This window comes from Streptomyces sp. NPDC044921, from assembly GCF_056432865.1.
The window spans coordinates 43,818-60,293 of record NZ_JBWKIF010000032.1 but is presented as its reverse complement, the minus strand read 5'-3'; the positions used below and the strand labels follow the sequence as shown (position 1 = coordinate 60,293).

At 75.4% G+C, this 16,476-nt stretch carries 16 protein-coding genes, 1 pseudogene and 1 riboswitch; of the genes and pseudogenes, 3 read left to right on the top strand and 14 right to left on the bottom strand.

Annotated elements, in window-relative coordinates; genetic code table 11:
• A pseudogene (locus tag AC07DA_RS34100) lies at positions 1 to 668 on the top strand (amidinotransferase); the annotation flags it as partial.
• A 19-nt stretch (positions 669 to 687) separates the two neighbouring features.
• On the opposite strand, the gene AC07DA_RS34095 reads toward AC07DA_RS34100, so the two are convergent.
• From AC07DA_RS34095 to AC07DA_RS34045, 11 genes are all read right to left on the bottom strand, one after another.
• Positions 688 to 1,542 (bottom strand): energy-coupling factor ABC transporter ATP-binding protein, encoded by an 855-nt coding sequence (locus AC07DA_RS34095; protein WP_479132095.1) that lies wholly within the window; start codon positions 1,540 to 1,542, stop codon positions 688 to 690.
• Positions 1,539 to 2,288: a cobalt ECF transporter T component CbiQ gene (cbiQ, locus tag AC07DA_RS34090; RefSeq protein ID WP_479132094.1), complete on the bottom strand. Its 750-nt coding sequence runs from the start codon at positions 2,286 to 2,288 to the stop codon at positions 1,539 to 1,541. Before cbiQ ends, AC07DA_RS34095 begins: the two co-directional genes overlap by 4 nt.
• A 6-nt stretch (positions 2,289 to 2,294) precedes the next feature.
• Positions 2,295 to 2,684 (bottom strand): energy-coupling factor ABC transporter substrate-binding protein, encoded by a 390-nt coding sequence (locus tag AC07DA_RS34085; protein WP_479132093.1) that lies wholly within the window; start codon positions 2,682 to 2,684, stop codon positions 2,295 to 2,297.
• Positions 2,681 to 3,382 carry an energy-coupling factor ABC transporter permease gene (locus AC07DA_RS34080; RefSeq protein WP_479132092.1) on the bottom strand — a complete coding sequence of 234 codons (702 nt, stop codon included), beginning with the start codon at positions 3,380 to 3,382 and terminating at the stop codon, positions 2,681 to 2,683. Before AC07DA_RS34080 ends, AC07DA_RS34085 begins: the two co-directional genes overlap by 4 nt.
• A 30-nt stretch (positions 3,383 to 3,412) precedes the next feature.
• A riboswitch (cobalamin riboswitch) is annotated at positions 3,413 to 3,597 on the bottom strand.
• Between the two features lie 78 nt (positions 3,598 to 3,675).
• Positions 3,676 to 5,091 carry a serine/threonine-protein kinase gene (locus tag AC07DA_RS34075; protein ID WP_479132091.1) on the bottom strand — a complete coding sequence of 472 codons (1,416 nt, stop codon included), beginning with the start codon at positions 5,089 to 5,091 and terminating at the stop codon, positions 3,676 to 3,678.
• 219 nt (positions 5,092 to 5,310) lie between these two features.
• Positions 5,311 to 6,672 (bottom strand): MDR family MFS transporter, encoded by a 1,362-nt coding sequence (locus tag AC07DA_RS34070; RefSeq protein ID WP_479132090.1) that lies wholly within the window; start codon positions 6,670 to 6,672, stop codon positions 5,311 to 5,313.
• Positions 6,669 to 8,576: an ABC transporter permease subunit gene (locus tag AC07DA_RS34065; RefSeq protein WP_479132089.1), complete on the bottom strand. Its 1,908-nt coding sequence runs from the start codon at positions 8,574 to 8,576 to the stop codon at positions 6,669 to 6,671. Before AC07DA_RS34065 ends, AC07DA_RS34070 begins: the two co-directional genes overlap by 4 nt.
• Before the next feature lie 56 nt (positions 8,577 to 8,632).
• On the bottom strand, positions 8,633 to 9,169 hold the full coding sequence (locus tag AC07DA_RS34060) for a GNAT family N-acetyltransferase (protein WP_479132088.1): 537 nt from the start codon (positions 9,167 to 9,169) through the stop codon (positions 8,633 to 8,635).
• A gap of 81 nt (positions 9,170 to 9,250) precedes the next feature.
• On the bottom strand, positions 9,251 to 10,048 hold the full coding sequence (locus tag AC07DA_RS34055) for a VOC family protein (RefSeq protein ID WP_479132087.1): 798 nt from the start codon (positions 10,046 to 10,048) through the stop codon (positions 9,251 to 9,253).
• Between the two features lie 168 nt (positions 10,049 to 10,216).
• Positions 10,217 to 11,080, bottom strand: a complete 864-nt coding sequence (locus AC07DA_RS34050) for an SDR family NAD(P)-dependent oxidoreductase (protein ID WP_479132086.1) — start codon at positions 11,078 to 11,080, stop codon at positions 10,217 to 10,219.
• Between the two features lie 46 nt (positions 11,081 to 11,126).
• On the bottom strand, positions 11,127 to 11,447 hold the full coding sequence (locus AC07DA_RS34045) for a hypothetical protein (RefSeq protein ID WP_479132085.1): 321 nt from the start codon (positions 11,445 to 11,447) through the stop codon (positions 11,127 to 11,129).
• 125 nt (positions 11,448 to 11,572) lie between these two features.
• Here AC07DA_RS34045 and AC07DA_RS34040 point away from each other — a divergent pair, with 125 nt between their 5' ends.
• Complete coding sequence (locus AC07DA_RS34040) at positions 11,573 to 12,247, top strand: hypothetical protein (protein ID WP_479132084.1); 675 nt, start codon at positions 11,573 to 11,575, stop codon at positions 12,245 to 12,247.
• A 225-nt stretch (positions 12,248 to 12,472) separates the two neighbouring features.
• Positions 12,473 to 13,087 (top strand): sigma-70 family RNA polymerase sigma factor, encoded by a 615-nt coding sequence (locus AC07DA_RS34035; RefSeq protein WP_479132083.1) that lies wholly within the window; start codon positions 12,473 to 12,475, stop codon positions 13,085 to 13,087.
• A gap of 567 nt (positions 13,088 to 13,654) precedes the next feature.
• On the opposite strand, the gene AC07DA_RS34030 is transcribed toward AC07DA_RS34035, so the two are convergent.
• The 3 genes from AC07DA_RS34030 to AC07DA_RS34020 are packed head-to-tail and all read right to left on the bottom strand — an operon-like array spanning position 13,655 to position 16,313.
• Positions 13,655 to 14,551, bottom strand: a complete 897-nt coding sequence (locus AC07DA_RS34030; RefSeq protein WP_479132082.1) for a metal ABC transporter permease — start codon at positions 14,549 to 14,551, stop codon at positions 13,655 to 13,657.
• On the bottom strand, positions 14,548 to 15,396 hold the full coding sequence (locus AC07DA_RS34025) for a metal ABC transporter ATP-binding protein (protein WP_479132081.1): 849 nt from the start codon (positions 15,394 to 15,396) through the stop codon (positions 14,548 to 14,550). Before AC07DA_RS34025 ends, AC07DA_RS34030 begins: the two co-directional genes overlap by 4 nt.
• The gene (locus AC07DA_RS34020; protein ID WP_479132080.1) at positions 15,393 to 16,313 is read right to left on the bottom strand and encodes a metal ABC transporter solute-binding protein, Zn/Mn family; all 921 of its coding nucleotides are present in this window, start codon (positions 16,311 to 16,313) and stop codon (positions 15,393 to 15,395) included. The genes AC07DA_RS34025 and AC07DA_RS34020 overlap by 4 nt, the downstream gene beginning before the upstream one ends.
• Positions 16,314 to 16,476: the final 163 nt, after the last annotated feature.

Below are 16,476 nucleotides of genomic sequence, written 5' to 3'. Positions count from 1 at the left end.
TCCTCAAGGACTACTTCCGCCGCGGAGCACGCTGGACCGCGGCGCCCAGGCCCCAGCTGACGGACGAGCTGTTCGACCCCGGCTTCACGGTCCCCGGCCCCGGCGAGCCGATGCGCTACATCCTCACCGAGTTCGAACCCGTCTTCGACGCGGCGGACTTCGTCCGGGCGGGCCGCGACCTGTTCGTCACGCGCAGCAACGTCACCAACGCGATGGGCATCGACTGGCTGCGCCGCCACCTCGGCCCCGGATACCGCATCCACGAGATCCCCAGCCGCTGCCGTACGCCCATGCACATCGACACCACGTTCGTGCTGCTCGCGCCCGGCAAGGTGCTGATCAACCCCGAGTACATCGACCCCGACCAGCTGCCGGACGTCCTGGACTCCTGGGACGTGCTGGTCGCCCCCGAGCCGGACCCGATCAAGGACCGGCTGCTCAAGGTGACGTCGATGTGCGGCAAGTGGCTCAGCATGAACGTGCTCATGGTCGACGAGAAGCGGGTGATCGCCGAGCGGCACCACACCGGCATGCTGCGCGCCCTGGAGAAGTGGGGCTTCGAGCCGATCCCCTGTGACCTTCTGCACTACGCCCCGTTCGGCGGCTCGTTCCACTGCGCGACCCTCGACGTCCGGCGGCGCGGCACGCTGCAGTCCTACTTCGACTGACCGGTGACGCGCGGGACGCTCAGGCTCCGCACGCCCCCGGTCGCCGGGCCGCCAGCGCGGCGAGTTCGTCGGGCGTGCGCGGCCCAGGCTCTTCGCCGGTCAACAAGCCCTGGGCGCGCAGTAGTTCGGTGGCTGCGGCGCCCCACGGCAGCCGCAGCCCCGCCGCGCGCAGGAGGTCCCTGCGGGCCAGGACCGCGGGCGCGGGGCCGGTGCGGACGCCGGACGGGGTGAGGAGGGCCGCGTCGTCGGCCCAGGACAGGGCGAGATCGACGTCGTGCGTGGCCATCACCACCGTGGTGCCGCCGGCCCGGAGCGTGCCGAGCGTCGCGAGGAGCCGTTCCTGGCCGTCGGGGTCGAGCCCGGCCGTCGGCTCGTCGAGGATCAGCACCCGGGGCCGCATGGCGACCGCACCCGCGATGGCCGTGCGCTTGCGCTGCCCGTAGGAGAGCAGGTGGGTGGGCCGGTCGGCCAGAGCGGTGATGTCCAGCGCGGCCAGCGCCTCGGCCACCCGGGTGCGGACCTCCGCGTGGTCCAGGCCCAGGTTGAGCGGCCCGAACGACACGTCCTGCTCGACCGAGGCGGCGAACAGCTGGTCGTCCGGGTCCTGCACCACCAGTTGCACGGTCGTCCGCAGCCGGGTCAGGCCCTTGCGGTCGTACGTCACCGGCTGCCCGTCGACCGTCAACCGGCCTACGTCCGGCCGCAGTCCGCCGCTGAGCAGGCGCATCAGGGTCGTCTTGCCGCTGCCGTTGCGCCCCAGCAGCGCCAGGGCGCGCCCCTCGCGGACGTCGAAGTCGAGGCCGCTGAGCACCACCGGGCCGTCCGCGTAGCCGAAGGACGCGCCCCGCAGGGCGACGAGGGCGGGCTCGCTCATGTCAGCGGCCTTTCCAGGAGCAGGGAGAGGGCGGCCAGCGCCACGAGCAGGGCGCAGCCGGCGGCCGTGAAGCGGGCGGAGACACGGGCCTCGGGCACCAGGACGCGCAGGGTGCCGTCGTAGCCGCGTCCGGCGAGCCCGGCCTGGAGGCGGGCGGCCCGGTCGAAGGCCCGGACGAACGCGGTGGCGCCCAGGCCGGCCAGGGAACGCCACTCCGCGGCCCGGCTGGTGTGGCCGAGGCGCGCGGCCTGCGCCTCCCGGATGCGGCGCACCGAGTCCAGCAGCAGGAAGCTCATCCGGTACGTCACCAGTGCGACATCGACGACCGGTGCGGGGATCCCCGCCCGGACCAGGCGCGGCAACAGGTCGGACATGGGCGTGGTGAAGGCGAACAGCAGCACGCCCAGGGAGGCCGCCGAGGTGCGCAGCAGCAACTCCCCGGCCCGGACGGGCCCGTCACCGGCGAAGGAGACGAAACCCTCCGGCCCGCCGACCTGGACGAGCAGCGTGAGCGCGCCGGTCGCGCAGAAGCCCAGCGGCACCCGGTAGGCCCGCCACAGCCGCCGGGCCGGCACGCCCGCCGGTCCCAGCAGCAGCACCAGGGCCGTGACCAGCACCAGGGCCGCGCCCGGCCAGGGCGGCAACGAGATCGCGAGCACGGTGAGGCCGAGCCCGAGCACGGCCTTGTCCACGGGGTGGCGGCGGCGCCAGCGGCTGCTGTGCGCCGCCGCGTCGATCGGCAGCACCCGGGCTCAGTCCTGCCCGTCGGCGGGCTTCCCGGCCGCGGCGGGGGACCTGCCGGCCGTGTCGGCGGGCGCGCTCCCGGCCTCCCGCTCCAGCGCGCGCCGCTCGCCCTGCCGCCGCCCTCGGCGCAGGCCGAAGTAGTAGGCGAGGACACCGGCGCCGAGCGCCGCCTGGAGGGAGAACAGGGCCGACTCGATCTCCCCGGACGGCGGTTCGTACAGCGGCGAGAACCACGGCTCGTAGTCCGGCTCGATCTCGGTGATCGCGGACTCCGCCTCGCCGTCGGCGCCCGCGAACGGCTCCTCCTTGTGGTCGCCGAGGCCGAGGGCCAGCGGCAGCACGGCGAGGGCGGCCACGGCGAGCAGCAACAGCAGGTTGATCCTCGTGTTCCTGCTCACCGAGCCACCGCCTCCGCGCCGGTCCGGGAGCCCTTCGTGCCCAGCAGCACGCCCAGCCGGGTCAGCTCGCCCTTGCTGGACTGCACCAGCAGCCGCATCACCAGCACCGTCAGCAGCCCCTCGCTGACGGCGAGCGGGATCTGCGTGACGGCGAAGATGGAGCCGAACTTGCCGAGCGCGCCCAGGAATCCGCTGCCCGGGTCCGGGAAGGCGAGCGCCAGCTGCACGCTGGTGACGCAGTAGGTGGACAGGTCGGCGACGAACGCCCCGCAGAACACCGTCACCATGAGCGGCACGTCGTACCGCCGCAGCAGCCGGTAGACGGCGTAACCGGCCCAGGGCCCGACGACCGCCATGGAGAAGACGTTCGCGCCGAGCGTGGTGAGCCCGCCGTGCGCCAGCAGCAGCGCCTGGAAGAGCAGGGTGATGGTGCCCAGCACCGCCATGACGGGCGGCCGGAACAGGATGGCCCCCAGGCCCGTGCCCGTGGGGTGGGAGCAACTGCCCGTGACGGACGGCAGCTTCAGGGCCGACAGGACGAACGTGAAGGCACCGGAGGCACCGAGCAGCAAGGTGCTCTCGGGGTGCTCGCGCACCTCACGGGTGAGTGACCGGACTCCGTGGACGACGAACGGCGCCGACGCGACGCCCCAGGCGGCCGCGTGCGCCGGAGGCAGGAAACCCTCGGCTATGTGCATGGCTCAGCAGACCCTCTCCAGCACCTCGTGGATGGTTGACGCGCCTTGGCCGGTCTCCTGGCTGACGGGTACCACCGCCCGAACTCCGCCTTCCCGGGTCACGAGGACCCAGTGGCTGCCCGCGAGGGCCGGAGCCGGACTTCCCGATTCACAGTGGCGAGGGCCGCACCGGCATCACACCGGATTTCCCGTTCACCAAGGCGTGGTGACAATAAGGCCGGGGTAAGGGCGATGACAAGCCGCCCCAGGGGGCGCGCGAGGGGGCGCCCGCTCGCACACCGGCGCAGAATCGCTCAGTCCTCGCCCTCGTCGTCCTCGTCGCCTCCGTCGTCCACCGGGACCTGCGGAGGCCGCTGCTGCGGCTGCTCCACCTGCTCCGTGCCGTCCCCGCCCGTCTCCGGCGCCGGGCTCGACGGACCGGGCGGCGGTCCGGCCGGGGCCGGGGTGGTGGGTGCCGCCGAGGACGGGACGACATCGGCCACGGTGCCGACCGTCGACGTCTCGCCGGTCTGCGCGGTGGAGGCCGGCGGGTCGGCGGACGCCCCCGGCTCCGAGGGCGAGGCCGGGCTGCTCGCCGACGGCGAGGCGTCGGGTTCGGTGCTCTTCGTCGTGGTGTCGTCGGGTGAGAACCACACCATGCCGAGGTACATCGCGGCGAGGAAGAGGGCCGCGGCGGCGGCCGTGACGCCCAGCCGCGACCGGTTGCCGGAGCCGCCCCGCGGCGCCGCGCGGCGGGCCCGCCCGCCCGGGGCGGTGCGCGCCCCCGTGGGCAGCGCGTAGGTGACCGGGGCGCCGGCCCCGGCCGGCGCGAAGCCCGCCGTCCCCGGGGACGGCACCGGGGAGGGCGCCGGCTGCGTGGCCTCCGGCAGCGGCTCGGGCCGCCCCTGCCAGGCACCGGCGGCGAACCACTCGGCGGCCTGCTGGGCCGACGGCCGGTCCTCGGGCTGCTTGGCGAGCAGCCCCAGCAGGTAGTTCTCGAACGCCGGCGGGAGACCGGCCACGCCGAGTTCGCGGGGCGGCACCGGGGCGGCGTCCAGATGCTGGTGCAGGAGCGCGACGGCGGTGTCGGCCTGGAACGGCGGGCGGCCGCTGAGCAACTGGTAGAGCACGCACCCCAGGGAGTACATGTCGGACGCGGGGCCGGCGGGCTTGCCCAGCGCGCGCTCGGGCGCGAGGTAGAGGCCGGTGCCGACGATCTGCCCGGTGGCGGTGAGCGCGGCCCCGGGGTCGTCGAGGAAGCGGGCGATGCCGAAGTCCCCGATCTTCAGCGTCCCGTGGGCGTCCAGCAGCAGGTTGGCGGGCTTGATGTCGCGGTGGACGATGCCCTGCGCGTGCGCGGCGGCGAGTCCCGCGGCGGCCTGGGCGGCGAGGTCGGCCACCCGGCCCGCCGGGAGTGCGCCCGACGCGGCCAGCACCCCGGCGAGGCTGTCGCCGTCGACGAGTTCCATCACCAGGTACAGCCGGTTGTCGTACTCACCGAAGTCGAGCACGCCGACCAGGTTCGGGTGGTTGAGACGCCCGGCGGTCTGGGCCTCCAGGCGGAACCGGGAGGCCGCCGTGGCGTCGGTGTCCTGGGGCAGCAGCAGCTTGACGGCCACCGCTCTGGCGAGCGTCTCGTCGTACGCCCGCCAGACCTCTCCCATTCCACCGCGCCCGATCTCAACATCCAGCCGGTAGCGGCCCGCTAGCAGCACTCGTCCTCGTCTCATGCAGTGGGAAGCTCGTCGCCGCAGCCCGAACTCCCCGCGTCCGGGCGGGGATTGGTGGGGGGTGCCACAGCCGACCCAGGATACTGGCGCCGGATGATCATTATGCGCCGCGGCGGTGAGCCCGGGCGGTACGGCCCCGGAAACAGGTCGCAGACCCGGGGCGCACGCGGGGCCGCACTCCGGGTGGCGCGTCCGCGGGCGTGCCCGCCGGAGGCCGGATCAGCCCGCCGGAGCCGTTCCCTTCTCCCCGGCCTCCCGTTCCTCCCCGGCCTCCCGTTCCCCCTCGGCGTCCCGGTGCGGCAGCAGCGCCACCGCCAGGGCCGGTACGGCCGCCAGGACCAGCCACGGCACGGCGGCCGGCAGCCCCAGGTCGAGCAGGGAGCCGGTGGCCGCGCTGCCGGCCAGCACGATCAGGCCGGAGACGGAGGACAGCGCCCCCATGTACAGGCCGATCCGGCCGTCTTCGGCGAGGTCGGGCACCCAGGCGCGGGCGGCGGGTACCACGAGCATCTGCCCCACGGTGAGCAGCACGACGAAGCCCGCGGCCGGCAGCAGCCCGGCGGTGCCCGTCCACCCGGCCGGGCGCGCGGCGGCCACCACCGCGAAACCGGCCGCGATCAGCAGCAGTCCGGCGGCCATGGAGCGGCGCAGGTCGAGCCGGTCGCCCGCCCAGCGGGTCACCGGGAGCTGCGCGCACACGACGAGGACCGACGACAGGGCGAACAGCCAGGACAGCGGCGCCTGCGAACCCGCCGCGCGCTGCACCTCGTCCGGCAGGGCCAGATACAGCTGGTTGTAGCCCAGCAGGTACGTGCCGTACGCACAGCACAGCGCCAGGAAACGGCGGTTGCGCAGGACGCGGGCTCCGCCGCGCTGCCGGACGCGGACCCGGCCGGGGATGTGCTGCGGCATCAGCCGCAGGTGCCCGGCGAGGACCAGCACGAAGACCGCCGCGCCGGCGAGGCAGGCCGTACGGAAGCCGACGGCGAGCAGCAGCGCGCCGAGCAGCGGCCCGGCGAAGGCGCCCACCTGTCCCGCCACGCTGAACAGCGCCAGCACACGGGTGCGCGGTCCGTGCCCGTCCGCCTCCCAGACGACCGCCTGGCGGGCCACCTCGGACTCCACGGCGGGGGAGAACAGGGCGGCGGCGAAGCCGATCACCAGCACCGCCCCGATGACGGCCCAGGTCGCCTCCGCGTACCCGAGCCAGGCGAACCCGGCGATCCGCAGCGCGCAGCCGGCCAGCACGACCGGCCGCACGCCCCACCGGTCCACGAGCCACCCCCCGACCACGAACAGGCCCTGCTGGCTGAAGGTGCGCAGCCCGAGCACGAACCCGACCAGCCAGCCCGCCATGCCGATCGCGGTGCCGAGGTGCTCGGCGAGGAACGGCAGCACGGCGTAGAAGCCCAGGTTGAAGGCGAGCTGGGTCAGGATCAGCAGCCGCAGCAGCCCGGACAGGTCCTTCCAGAGCCGCCGGGTGCTCTCGCGCGGCGCCCGGGGCGGCTCGCCGTCGGTCATGGCGCCACGGGGCACACGGGCGGCCCGGCGGGCCAGGACACGGGAGATGAGGTCGGTCATCGTTCTTCTGTCGGTGAGGTCGGTGAGGCGGACACGGGGGCCAGGAGGCGGTCGGGGCGGCTCGCGTGCCGCTGTGGCACCCGGGGTGCGGTGCGCCGCGGAGGCGGACCGGGCGGCCCGCCGGGGCGCCCGCGCCTCCCGGGCAGGCGTACGCCCCCGGCGGCCGTGACGGCCAGCGCCCCCAGCAGGGCGAGCGCGGCCGCGGGGAAGAGGACGGCCCAGGGGGCGCGTTCGGCGTAGGCCTGGTTCTCGGAGAGCAGCAGGCCCCACTCGGGCGACGGCGGCTGGGCGCCCAGTCCGAGGAACCCGAGCGCGGCCAGGCCCAGCGCGATGCCGGGCAGTCGCAGCAGGGCGTGCCGGGTGACCGGCCCCAGCACCGCCGGCAGCAGTTCGCGCCGCAGCAGGTACCAGCGGCCGGCGCCCAGCGCACGCGTGGCGGCCAGGTGGGTGGTGGCGCGCTCCTGACGCAGCAGCGCGGAGGTGTGGGCGGCCAGTGGTGCCCAGGCGACGACGCCGACGGCGACGGCGGGGGTCCACGGACCACCGCCCGCCACCCCGGCGGTGAGCAGACCGGCCAGCACGGGCGGCACGGCGCTGACCGTGTCGGCCATCGGCCCGGACAGCCGCGGCAGCAGCCCGAGCAGCAGCCCGGCGGCCAGGGCGGCGGCGCTCACGGCGAGGGCGACGGCGAGGGTGGTCAGCGCCCCGTGGGCGACCCGGGCGAGCACGTCCCGGCCCAGCGCGTCCGTGCCGAAGGGGTGGGCGGGGGACGGCGCCCGGAGCCGGGCGAAGGGGTCCAGGGCGAGCGGGTCGCGCGGCAGGCCCAGCGCGATCACACCGGTCAGCACCGCACCGTGGAGCAGGGGGAGGGAGCGGGGCGCGGGCGGGGCGGGCCGGTGCAGGGAGTGCAGGGCGCCGTCCCGCAGGGCGGGGCCGGTCAGCAGCCGGGCCGCGAGCCGGGCGAGGAACGTGGCGGCGGCCGCCAGCAGGACCAGGGTGAGGGTGCCGGTCTGCAGCACGGGCAGGTCCTGGGCCAGGGCGGCGTGCAGGGTGAGCCGGCCGAGGCCCGGGATGTCGAAGATCTGCTCGACGGCGACCGAGCCGCCGGTCAGACCGACCACGAACAGGCTCAGGTTCGGCAGCAGGGCCGGCACGCAGCGGCGCACCGCCTGCCGCGCCACCGACACCGGCGGGACGCCGCGTGCGGCGGCCGCCAGCGCCCACGGCTCGGCGAACGCGCCGGGCAGCAGGTCGTCCAGCATCCGTCCGAGGACCGCCCCGGCGGGCAGGCCGAGGGCCAGCGAGGGCAGCACCATCCACTGCGGCCCGTACCAGCCCAGGGCGGGCAGCCAGCCCAGCTGCACCCCGATCACCGAGGCCAGCACCGAGGCGACCAGGAACTCGGGCAGCGCGGCCAGTACGGCCGCCGCCGTACCGCCGGGCCGGAGCGCGCCGAGCCGCCGCCGCGCACCGAGCCGGAGCGTGCGGGCACACACCGCCGCGGCCGTGAGGGCGGCGACGGCGAGCGCCCCCGACATCAGCAGCAGCGACACGCCGAGACCTTGCACGACCCCGGGCAGCACCTCGGAGCCGGACACCCACGAGGTGCCCGCGTCCCCGTGCAGCAGCCCGCCCAGCCAGCGGCCGAGCAGCCGCACGGGGCCGTCGTCCAGGCCCAGTTCGTCCCGGACGGCGCTCAGCGTGGCGGGGGTCGGGTCGCGCTCCGCCGACCGGGCCTTGAGGACCGTGAGCGCCGGGTCGGTGCGCGACAGCCACGGCAGCAGGCCGATCCCGCCCACGAGGGCGGCGGTGAGCACGGCCCGCCACAGCAGCGTGGGGCCGCCGCCGCGCGCGAGGACGCGCAGCCGCCTCGCACCGGCGAAGGCCGTGGCCACGAACGGCATACGGAGGGCTGTCGGGCGGTGGACCGTCGTGCGGAGGGCTGTCGGGCGGCGGACCGTCATGCGAAGGGGATCTCGAAGTGCACGGCCCCGCTGCCCCCGCCGGGCACGTCCTCCCGCTCGTCGCACAGCACCTTGCCCAGCGTCCGCCACAGGCCCATCGCGCCCGGGGAGTCCGGATAGGTGTGCAGGTACACCGACCGGTAGCCGCCGTCGGCGCGCGCGAAGTCCAGCAGACCCGCCACCAGCCGCCGGGCCAGTCCCCGCCTTCGGTGCTCGGGCCGCACGTACACCCGGCGCAGCTGCGCGGTCTGACCGGACGGGAACCGCTCGGCCAGCCAGCGCGGGTTGGGCGGATGCGCCGGGCCGCGCGCGTCCAGCGCGGCCGTGGCCGCCACCGTGCCGTCCCCGCCGTCCACCGCGACCAGGAGCGTGTGCCGGGCAGGGGTGAGATAGAACGACACCGGATCGATGATGTCGGCGTGCCAGTGCGGCACGTAGCCCGTCCCGAAGTCCCGGTACACCGCGTCCAGCATCACCACCCGGGCCCCGTCGACGTCGTCCGGCGTGGCTTCCCTGATGATGTAGTCGCGCATTTGCGCATCATATGCAAGTAGTGCGGGAGTGCTCCGAGCGGTCCCCGCACGCCCGGGGCCAGGGCCTGCGGGAGGCGGCGCTCACATCCCGGACGGAGTGAGCAGCACGAAGTCCGCGTTCGCCCGGTCGAGGCAGACGGCGAGACGGCCCACGCCCTCCACGTCCTCGGGGCCCATCTGGACGCTGCCGCCGTTCTCCTCGACCCCGGCCACCGCCGCGTCGCAGTCCTCCACGGCGAACACCGGGTGCCAGTACGGCCGGCCACCCGCGAGCGCGAGGACGTCCCCGCCGACCTCCACGAGGCCGCCGTGCATGCGCTCCTCGGGGAGCCCCGCCGGGGTGATCAGGGTGTACGTGCCTGTCCCGCCCGGCATCGGCATGTCACTGAACCGCCAGCCGAAGAGGCCGCCGTAGAACTCCTTCGCGGCGGCGGCGTCGCTCGTGTACAGCTCCGTCCAGGACAGCGAGCCCGGCTGGTCCACCAGCTCCAGGCCCGCGCTCGTGCCCGGCTGCCAGACGGCGAACTGCCCGCCCAGCGGGTCGCTGAACTGCGCCATCCTGCCCCACTCCGCGAGGTCCGTCGGCGCCACCCGGACCGTGCCGCCCGCCTGTCGCACGGCCTGGGCCGCCGCGTCCGCGTCGGTGACCCGGTAGTAGAGCATCCAGGCCGAGCGGGCGCCCTCCTCGGTGAGCCTGCCGAGACCGGCGACGACCTTGCCGTCCTTGCGGAACATGCCGCCTTCGAAGTCCTCGCTCCCGCCCATGGACTCGTACTCCCACCCGAGCACGGCACCGTAGAAGGCCGCGGCGGCCCGGACGTCCGGAGCGCCGAGGTCGAGCCAGCAGGGGGAACCGGGGGCGTACTCCGTGGTGATCATGGCGATGCTTCCCTTTCGCAGATCCTCCGCCCAGCCTGACACCGGGCACCGACGGGCGCCCGTCGGAGCGACAGCCGCCGCCGGACGGGTGGGGGCGCAGCCAGTCAAGGACCGTGGACGGCGTGACGACCGGCGGGGAATGGGGTCGCCTGGGCGCCGCCGGGGGTCTCAGTGGACGGACAGGCCGCCGTCCACGAAGAGGGACTGCCCGGTGATGTAGGCCGACGCCGGGCCCGCCAGGAAGACCGCCGCGCCCGCGAAGTCCTCGGCCAGGCCGTTGCGCCCGACGAACGTGCGCGCGGCGAGAGCGGCCACCGTCTCCGGTTCCGACGACAGCCGTGCGTTGAGCGGGGTCATGACGAAGCCGGGCACCAGGACGTTGCAGGTGACGCCGCGCGGCGACCACGCCTCGGCCTGGGAGCGGGTCAGCGCCTCCAGTCCGCCCTTGGACGCGCCGTAGGCACCGCTCTGCACGAACGCCCGGTGCGCCTGCTGCGAGCTGATGTTCAGGATCCGCCCGTACCCGCGCTTCGCCATGCCGGGGCCGAAGCGCTGTCCCAGCAGGAAGGGGGCCTCCAGGTTGACGGCCATCGTGGCGTCCCACACGTCCTCGGTGAGCTCGTCCAGGTGCGGACGGAGGTTGATCCCGGCGCAGTTGACCAGGATGTCGGGCTCGCCGAACGCCTCGACCGCTCGCTCGGCGGCCGTCCGCACCCCCTCCCGCGTGCCCAGGTCCGCGCTGACCCAGGCCGCGCGGCAGCCCTCGGCCGCCAGTTCCCCGGCCGTCGCCTTCAGGGCGGCCTCCGTACGGGCCACCACCACGACGCTCGCCCCGGCGCGCGCGAGGGCGCCGGCGATGGCCCGGCCGATGCCGGAACTGCCGCCGGTCACCACCGCGACCCGGCCCGCCAGGGAGAACAACTCGCAGAGATAGGCCTGTGCCGCCCGGCCGGTCGGCCGCGCCCGCTCATCCTGGTCCCTCTGCTCCACCTGGTCCGCCTGCCGTGCCTGCTCCGCCGGATTCGTCGTCATGCCGAGCACCCTAAGCGGACCGGCCGGGGCACGGGCGCCGCCCCCGTCAGCGGAACACCATGATGGCGACACCCGCCACCGCGAACAGCACGCCGCCCCACGCCCAGTGCTGCATGGGCACGTTGAAGAACCTGTGGTCCTCCCGGAACTCGTTGAGTCTCACGCCGACGACCCGGATGAGCGCCGCCGCCACCAGGCAGCCGACGACGAGCCCGATGTCCTGGGCGAGCGGCGACCCGCCGAGCAGCCGGCCCAGCGCGATCCCCACCGCGACGCCGGCGCCGGCCAGCGGCAGGACGAGGATGCCCCACCCGGACCACAACACCACGAACATCCGCGCCTCCCGCCTCGTGCCCTGGTCCGTCACTGCCCCCCGGATCCCTGGACGAACCCCTGTGACGTGGTTCACAGTTGGTCGATTGAGTGTCCGGCCCCGGCGGCGTCCGTACTGGTGGGTGTTCACGCGGAGCCGGAATGCGAGGATGAGGCGCCATGACGGCTGGGTGGGGTGTGCGCGCGATACGGGCCGCGGTGTTCGCGGCCGTCTGTGTCGTGCTCGCCGCCCTGGGGCACGTCATGATGTCCGGCGATCACGTGCCCGTGCCGGTCCTGCTGGCCGGCTGGGGCGGGACCGGCGCCGCGGGCTGGTGCCTGGCCGGCCGCGAGCGCGGACTCCGGTTCGTCGTCGCCGTGGCCGTGGTGGTCCAGGCGGCACTGCACTCGGCCTTCTCGCTCGCGCCGCAGGCCGCGGGCGGGCCGCCGCCGGCGCACGGCATGAGCCCCATGGAGTCCGCGCCCGCCTCCCTGTCCGCGTCCATGCCCGTGCACACGCACCCCGGCGCGGAGCACTTGGGGCATCCGGGACACATGGGCGACATGGGGCACACCCTCGGCGGTGACTCCTCTCTCGGCATGCTCGCCGCCCACCTGCTGGCCGCCCTGTTCTGCGGACTGTGGCTGGGGCACGGCGAGCGTGCCGCCTTCCGGCTCCTGCGCGCCGTGGGCAGCCGGCTGGCCGCGCCGCTGCGGCTGCTGCTCGCCCGGCCCGCGCCGCCGCCCCCTGTCGCGTGTGTACGACGGCCGTCGTCCGACCGCGCCCCGCGCCTGCTCCTCCTCGTCCACGCGATCACCTCTCGCGGGCCGCCCGTGGGGACCGCTGCCGCCTGACGGCAGCCGGCACTCCCGGGGCAGCCCTGCGCGCCCCGGTCACGGCCGTACCCCGGTACGCCACTGCCCCGGCCGGTCACCCCTGCCCTCGGCGGGCGGCCCCGGCGGCACGGCCGTGTCCCCACTCAGCTCACCGGACAGCGCGGCCCCGCGCGCACGCCCCGGCACCCGTGTGCCGCCGTGCCCGCCCGCCCGCGGTCCCGGACACCCCGAGAAGGACTTCAGGTGATCACTCCTGCCCTGCCCCTCGCACACGAGAGAACGGCTTCGGCCGACGCGTCGATAACCGCCTGGGCGCTGGCCGCCCGCGGCGGTGACGCCGCCGCCGTGGAGCGGTTCGTGCGCGCCCTGCACCGCGACGTCATCCGGTACGTCGCCCATCAGTGCGCGGATCCCCAGGCCGTGGACGACCTGGCGCAGGACACGTTCCTGCGGGCGCTCGGCAGTCTGCACCGGTTCGAGGGCCGCTCCTCGGCCCGCACCTGGCTGCTGGCCATCGCCCGGCGCGCCGTCGCCGACAGCATCCGGTACACCGCCGTACGACCCCGCCCGGCCGACCTGCCGGACTGGGAACCGGCGGCCGAACTCGCCCAGCCGCGCGGCCTGCCCGGCTTCGAGGACGGTGTGGCTCTGCGGGAGCTGCTGGCCGCGCTGCCCGACGAGCGGCGCGAGGCGTTCGTCCTTACCCAGCTGCTCGGGCTGCCGTACGCGGAGGCCGCCGCGCTGAGCGGGTGCCCCGTCGGCACCGTCCGCTCCCGGGTGGCCCGCGCCCGGGCGACGCTCCTGGCGCAGCTCGCCGAGGCGGAGGAACCCACGGCGCCCGCGCTGGCCGCGGCCTGACCCGCCCGCCCCGCCGCTGCCCGCCGGTCCCCCCGACGGGCAGCGGCCCCAACGACCCTGCCGCACGCCCCGACCGCCCCGGCGGCGCGCTTGGCCCCGGCCGCCCTCGTGGCAGGCGGGGCGCTTCGCCCGGTCAGGCGGTGCGCTTCGTCCCCGCTGCCTTGGCCCGTCAGTTCGCGCGCCCCACCCTTGCCGCCCCGCTCCGCCCGGCCACGCGCCCTGAGCCGACAGGCGGCGTGCTTCGTCCCGTCAGGCGGTGCGCTTCGACCGGCCCCTGCCGCCCCGCCAGTCCGCGCCCACTGACTCGTCAGGCGGCGCGCCTCGCCCCGGCCGCCTGGCCCCGCCCGGCCGCGCGCCCCCTTCCCGGCTACCCGGCCCCGTCAGGCCGCGCGCCCGCTCCCGCCCACCCCGCCGCCGTCAGGCCGCGCGCCCCGGCCCCGCAGCTCCGGACGGTCCGGCCGCGGTCCCGTGTTCCGGGCCCTTCGAGGAGGAATCCCGATTCGCGCGCCCGCGGCCGTGCCCGCCGCACCGCGGTGTGCGACGGGCGGGTGGTCGGCGAACGCCGCGTCACCCCCGGGCCGGTCGCGGCACTGTCCGCCTCGCCCCCCAGCGCCGCCTGCGGTACCGGCCCGTCACCCGGCACAGCGCGTAGACGGTGAAGGAGATCGTGGTGACGTAGGGGCTGATCGGGACGCTGCCGCCCAGGGCGAGCAGGATGCCGCCCTCGATCGACACCACGGCGAACAGCACGCTCAGCGCGGGCAGCAGGACCGGTGAGGCGGTCACGCGGGCCGCGGCCGCCGCCGGTGTGACGACCAGGGACAGCACCAGCAGCGCCCCGACGACCTGCACCGACAGGGCCACCGCGAGCCCCAGCAGCAGCATGAACGCGAAGGACAGCCCCCGCACCGGCACCCCGCGCGCCTCCGCCACGTCCGGGTCGGCGCTGGCGAAGGCGAGCGGGCGCCACAGGAACGCCAGCGCGGTCAGCACCAGCGCGGCCGTGCCGAGCAGCCACGACATCTGCGGGGTGTCCACGGCGACGATCTGTCCCGTCAGCAGTCCGAACTTGTTCGCCGCCCGGCCGTGGTACAGGGCGAGGCAGAGCACCCCGAGCCCCAGCCCGAACGGCATGAGGATGCCGATCACCGAGTTCCGGTCCCGGGCCCGCGTCCCCAGCGCCCCGATGACCCCGGCCGCGAGCAGCGAACCGGTGATCGAGCCCGCCACGACGTTCGCCCCCGCCAGCAGCGCGGCCGCCGCACCAGCGAAGGACAGTTCGCTGATGCCGTGCACCGCGAACGGCAGGTCCCGCATCAGCACGAAGACCCCGGCCAGCCCGCCCACGAGCCCGAGCGCCGCACCGGCGACGAGCGAGTTGCGGACCAGGGACAGCAGCGCGCCGTAGTCGGTGAAGTCGAAGAGCTGGTGCCAGACGGCGTCGGCGTATGCGGTGTGTGTCATGCGCGCACCCCGCCCGTCCGGTGCGCCCGCTCGGGGTGGTGCGGCGGCGTGGCACCCCCGTCGGGTGCTCCCACGACCAGCACCCTGCCCCGGACGCGGACGACGTCGACCGGGGTGCCGTAGAGGCGGGACAGCGACGCGGAGGTCAGCACCTCGTCCGGGCTGCCGACGCGATGGCCGCCGCGGGCCAGGTACAGCACCCGGTCGGCCATCCCCAGCACCGGGTTGATCTCGTGCGTCACGAAGACCACCGCCGTGCCGTGGGAGCGGCGCCGGGCGTCGACCAGACCGGTGACGGCCCGCTGGTGGTGCAGGTCGAGCGAGAGCAGCGGCTCGTCGCACAGCAGGATCCGCGGGTCGGTGGCCAGTGCCTGCCCGATGCGCACCCGCTGGCGTTCACCGCCGGAGAGCATGCCGAGCGGGACGTCGGCGTAGGCCGAGGCGCCGACCGACTCCAGGATCTCGTCCACGCGGCGGCGGACCCCGGCGCGGCGCGGCCGCGGGCCGAAGCGGTGCCCGTCGATGCCGAACCGCACCAGGTCCCGGGCCCGCAACAGGGCCTGCGCGGACAGCGCCGCCTGCTGCGGGACGTAGCCGATGTGCCGGGCGGCCTCGCGCGCCGGCCGGTCCAGGACGGTCAGCGTCCCGGCGGACAGCGGCCGCAGTCCCAGCAGGGCCCGCACGAAACTCGTCTTGCCCGCGCCGTTCGGGCCGAGCACGGCCAGGAACTCCCCGGGCCGCACGTCGAGGTCGAGGCCGCTCCACACCCGGCGCTCGCCGTAGGACAGGGCGGCGCCGCGCAGCCGGACCACGGGCGGCGCGTCCGGCCCGGATACGGCGGTCACCGGTCCAGCGCGCCGGCGAGCGCGTGGAGGTTGGCGGTCATCCACCGGAGGTAGTCCTCGCCCCGGGGCAGGGTCTCGGTCACCGGCACCACCGGGACGCCGGCCGCCTCGGCCGCCTCCTTGGCCTTCTCGGTCTGCGGGCCGGAGGTCTGCTCGTTGTAGACGAGTGCCTTCACCCTCCCCTCGCCGAAGAGGGCCAGGCTCTCGCGCAGGACGCGCGGGGAGACGTCGTCGCCCTCCTCGACGGCCTCGCTGAACGCCGGAGGCGTCCTGTCGACCAGACCGCTCGCCTCCGTCAGGTACAGCGGCACCGGTTCGGTGATCGCGATGCCCTCGCCGGCGTGCTGCCTCCTGATCCGCGCCTCCCCGGCCTCCAGGGAGGTGAGCCCGGCCTCGAAGGCCGCGGCGTTCTTCGCGAAGGTGCCCGCGTGGTCCGGGTCGGCCTGGGCGAGGGCGGCGGATATCCGGTCGGCGACCTTGGCGACGGTGGGGAAGTCGTACCAGACGTGTTCGTTGAGCTCGCCGCCCGGGGGCGCGGTTCTGCGGGACACCTTCACCGCGTCGACCACCCGCGCGGAGCCGTTGCGGCCGGCCCGGAGCATGCGGTCGACGAAGTCGTCGTAGCCGCCGCCGTTCTTAATGACGATCTCGGCCCGGGACAGGGCCAGTTGATTGTGCGGATCGGCCTCGTAGGAGTGCGGGTCCTGGTCGGGGTCGCTGATGACGGACGTGACGTCGACCCGGTCGCCGCCGATGTGCCGGGCGATGTCGCCGTAGACGTTCGTGGAGGCCACCACCGCCACACGGTCCGGTGCGCCCCTGCCGCCGGCCGGGTCCGGCGCACTGCCGCAGCCGGCGAGCAGGGCCAGGGACGCGCCGGCCAGCAGTGCCAGGCGATGGGTCGGGGACAGGGGCATGGCTCCTCCAGGGCGGACGTGCGCGGTGGGGTCGGTCGGCAGCGCCACGCTAGATGACAATGAATGTCAAGAGCGGTTCCTGGTCGAAGTCATGTGAGAACCATTGCCAGGTGTTGGGTATGGCTGGACGGTCTATCCAGGAGCTGGACTCCTGGTCTAGAGT

Excerpts from the sequence above, each read along its gene's own strand:
- AC07DA_RS34070 (WP_479132090.1), bottom strand. The coding sequence starts at position 6,672 with ATGACCGACCTCATCTCCCGTGTCCTGGCCCGCCGGGCCGCCCGTGTG.
- AC07DA_RS34055 (WP_479132087.1), bottom strand. The coding sequence starts at position 10,048 with ATGATCACCACGGAGTACGCCCCCGGTTCCCCCTGCTGGCTCGACCTC.
- AC07DA_RS34080 (WP_479132092.1), bottom strand. The coding sequence starts at position 3,382 with ATGCACATAGCCGAGGGTTTCCTGCCTCCGGCGCACGCGGCCGCCTGG.
- AC07DA_RS34095 (WP_479132095.1), bottom strand. The coding sequence starts at position 1,542 with ATGAGCGAGCCCGCCCTCGTCGCCCTGCGGGGCGCGTCCTTCGGCTAC.
- AC07DA_RS34075 (WP_479132091.1), bottom strand. The coding sequence starts at position 5,091 with ATGAGACGAGGACGAGTGCTGCTAGCGGGCCGCTACCGGCTGGATGTT.
- AC07DA_RS34020 (WP_479132080.1), bottom strand. The coding sequence starts at position 16,313 with ATGCCCCTGTCCCCGACCCATCGCCTGGCACTGCTGGCCGGCGCGTCC.
- AC07DA_RS34030 (WP_479132082.1), bottom strand. The coding sequence starts at position 14,551 with ATGACACACACCGCATACGCCGACGCCGTCTGGCACCAGCTCTTCGAC.
- AC07DA_RS34065 (WP_479132089.1), bottom strand. The coding sequence starts at position 8,576 with ATGCCGTTCGTGGCCACGGCCTTCGCCGGTGCGAGGCGGCTGCGCGTC.
- AC07DA_RS34050 (WP_479132086.1), bottom strand. The coding sequence starts at position 11,080 with ATGACGACGAATCCGGCGGAGCAGGCACGGCAGGCGGACCAGGTGGAG.
- AC07DA_RS34060 (WP_479132088.1), bottom strand. The coding sequence starts at position 9,169 with ATGCGCGACTACATCATCAGGGAAGCCACGCCGGACGACGTCGACGGG.
- AC07DA_RS34040 (WP_479132084.1), top strand. The coding sequence starts at position 11,573 with ATGACGGCTGGGTGGGGTGTGCGCGCGATACGGGCCGCGGTGTTCGCG.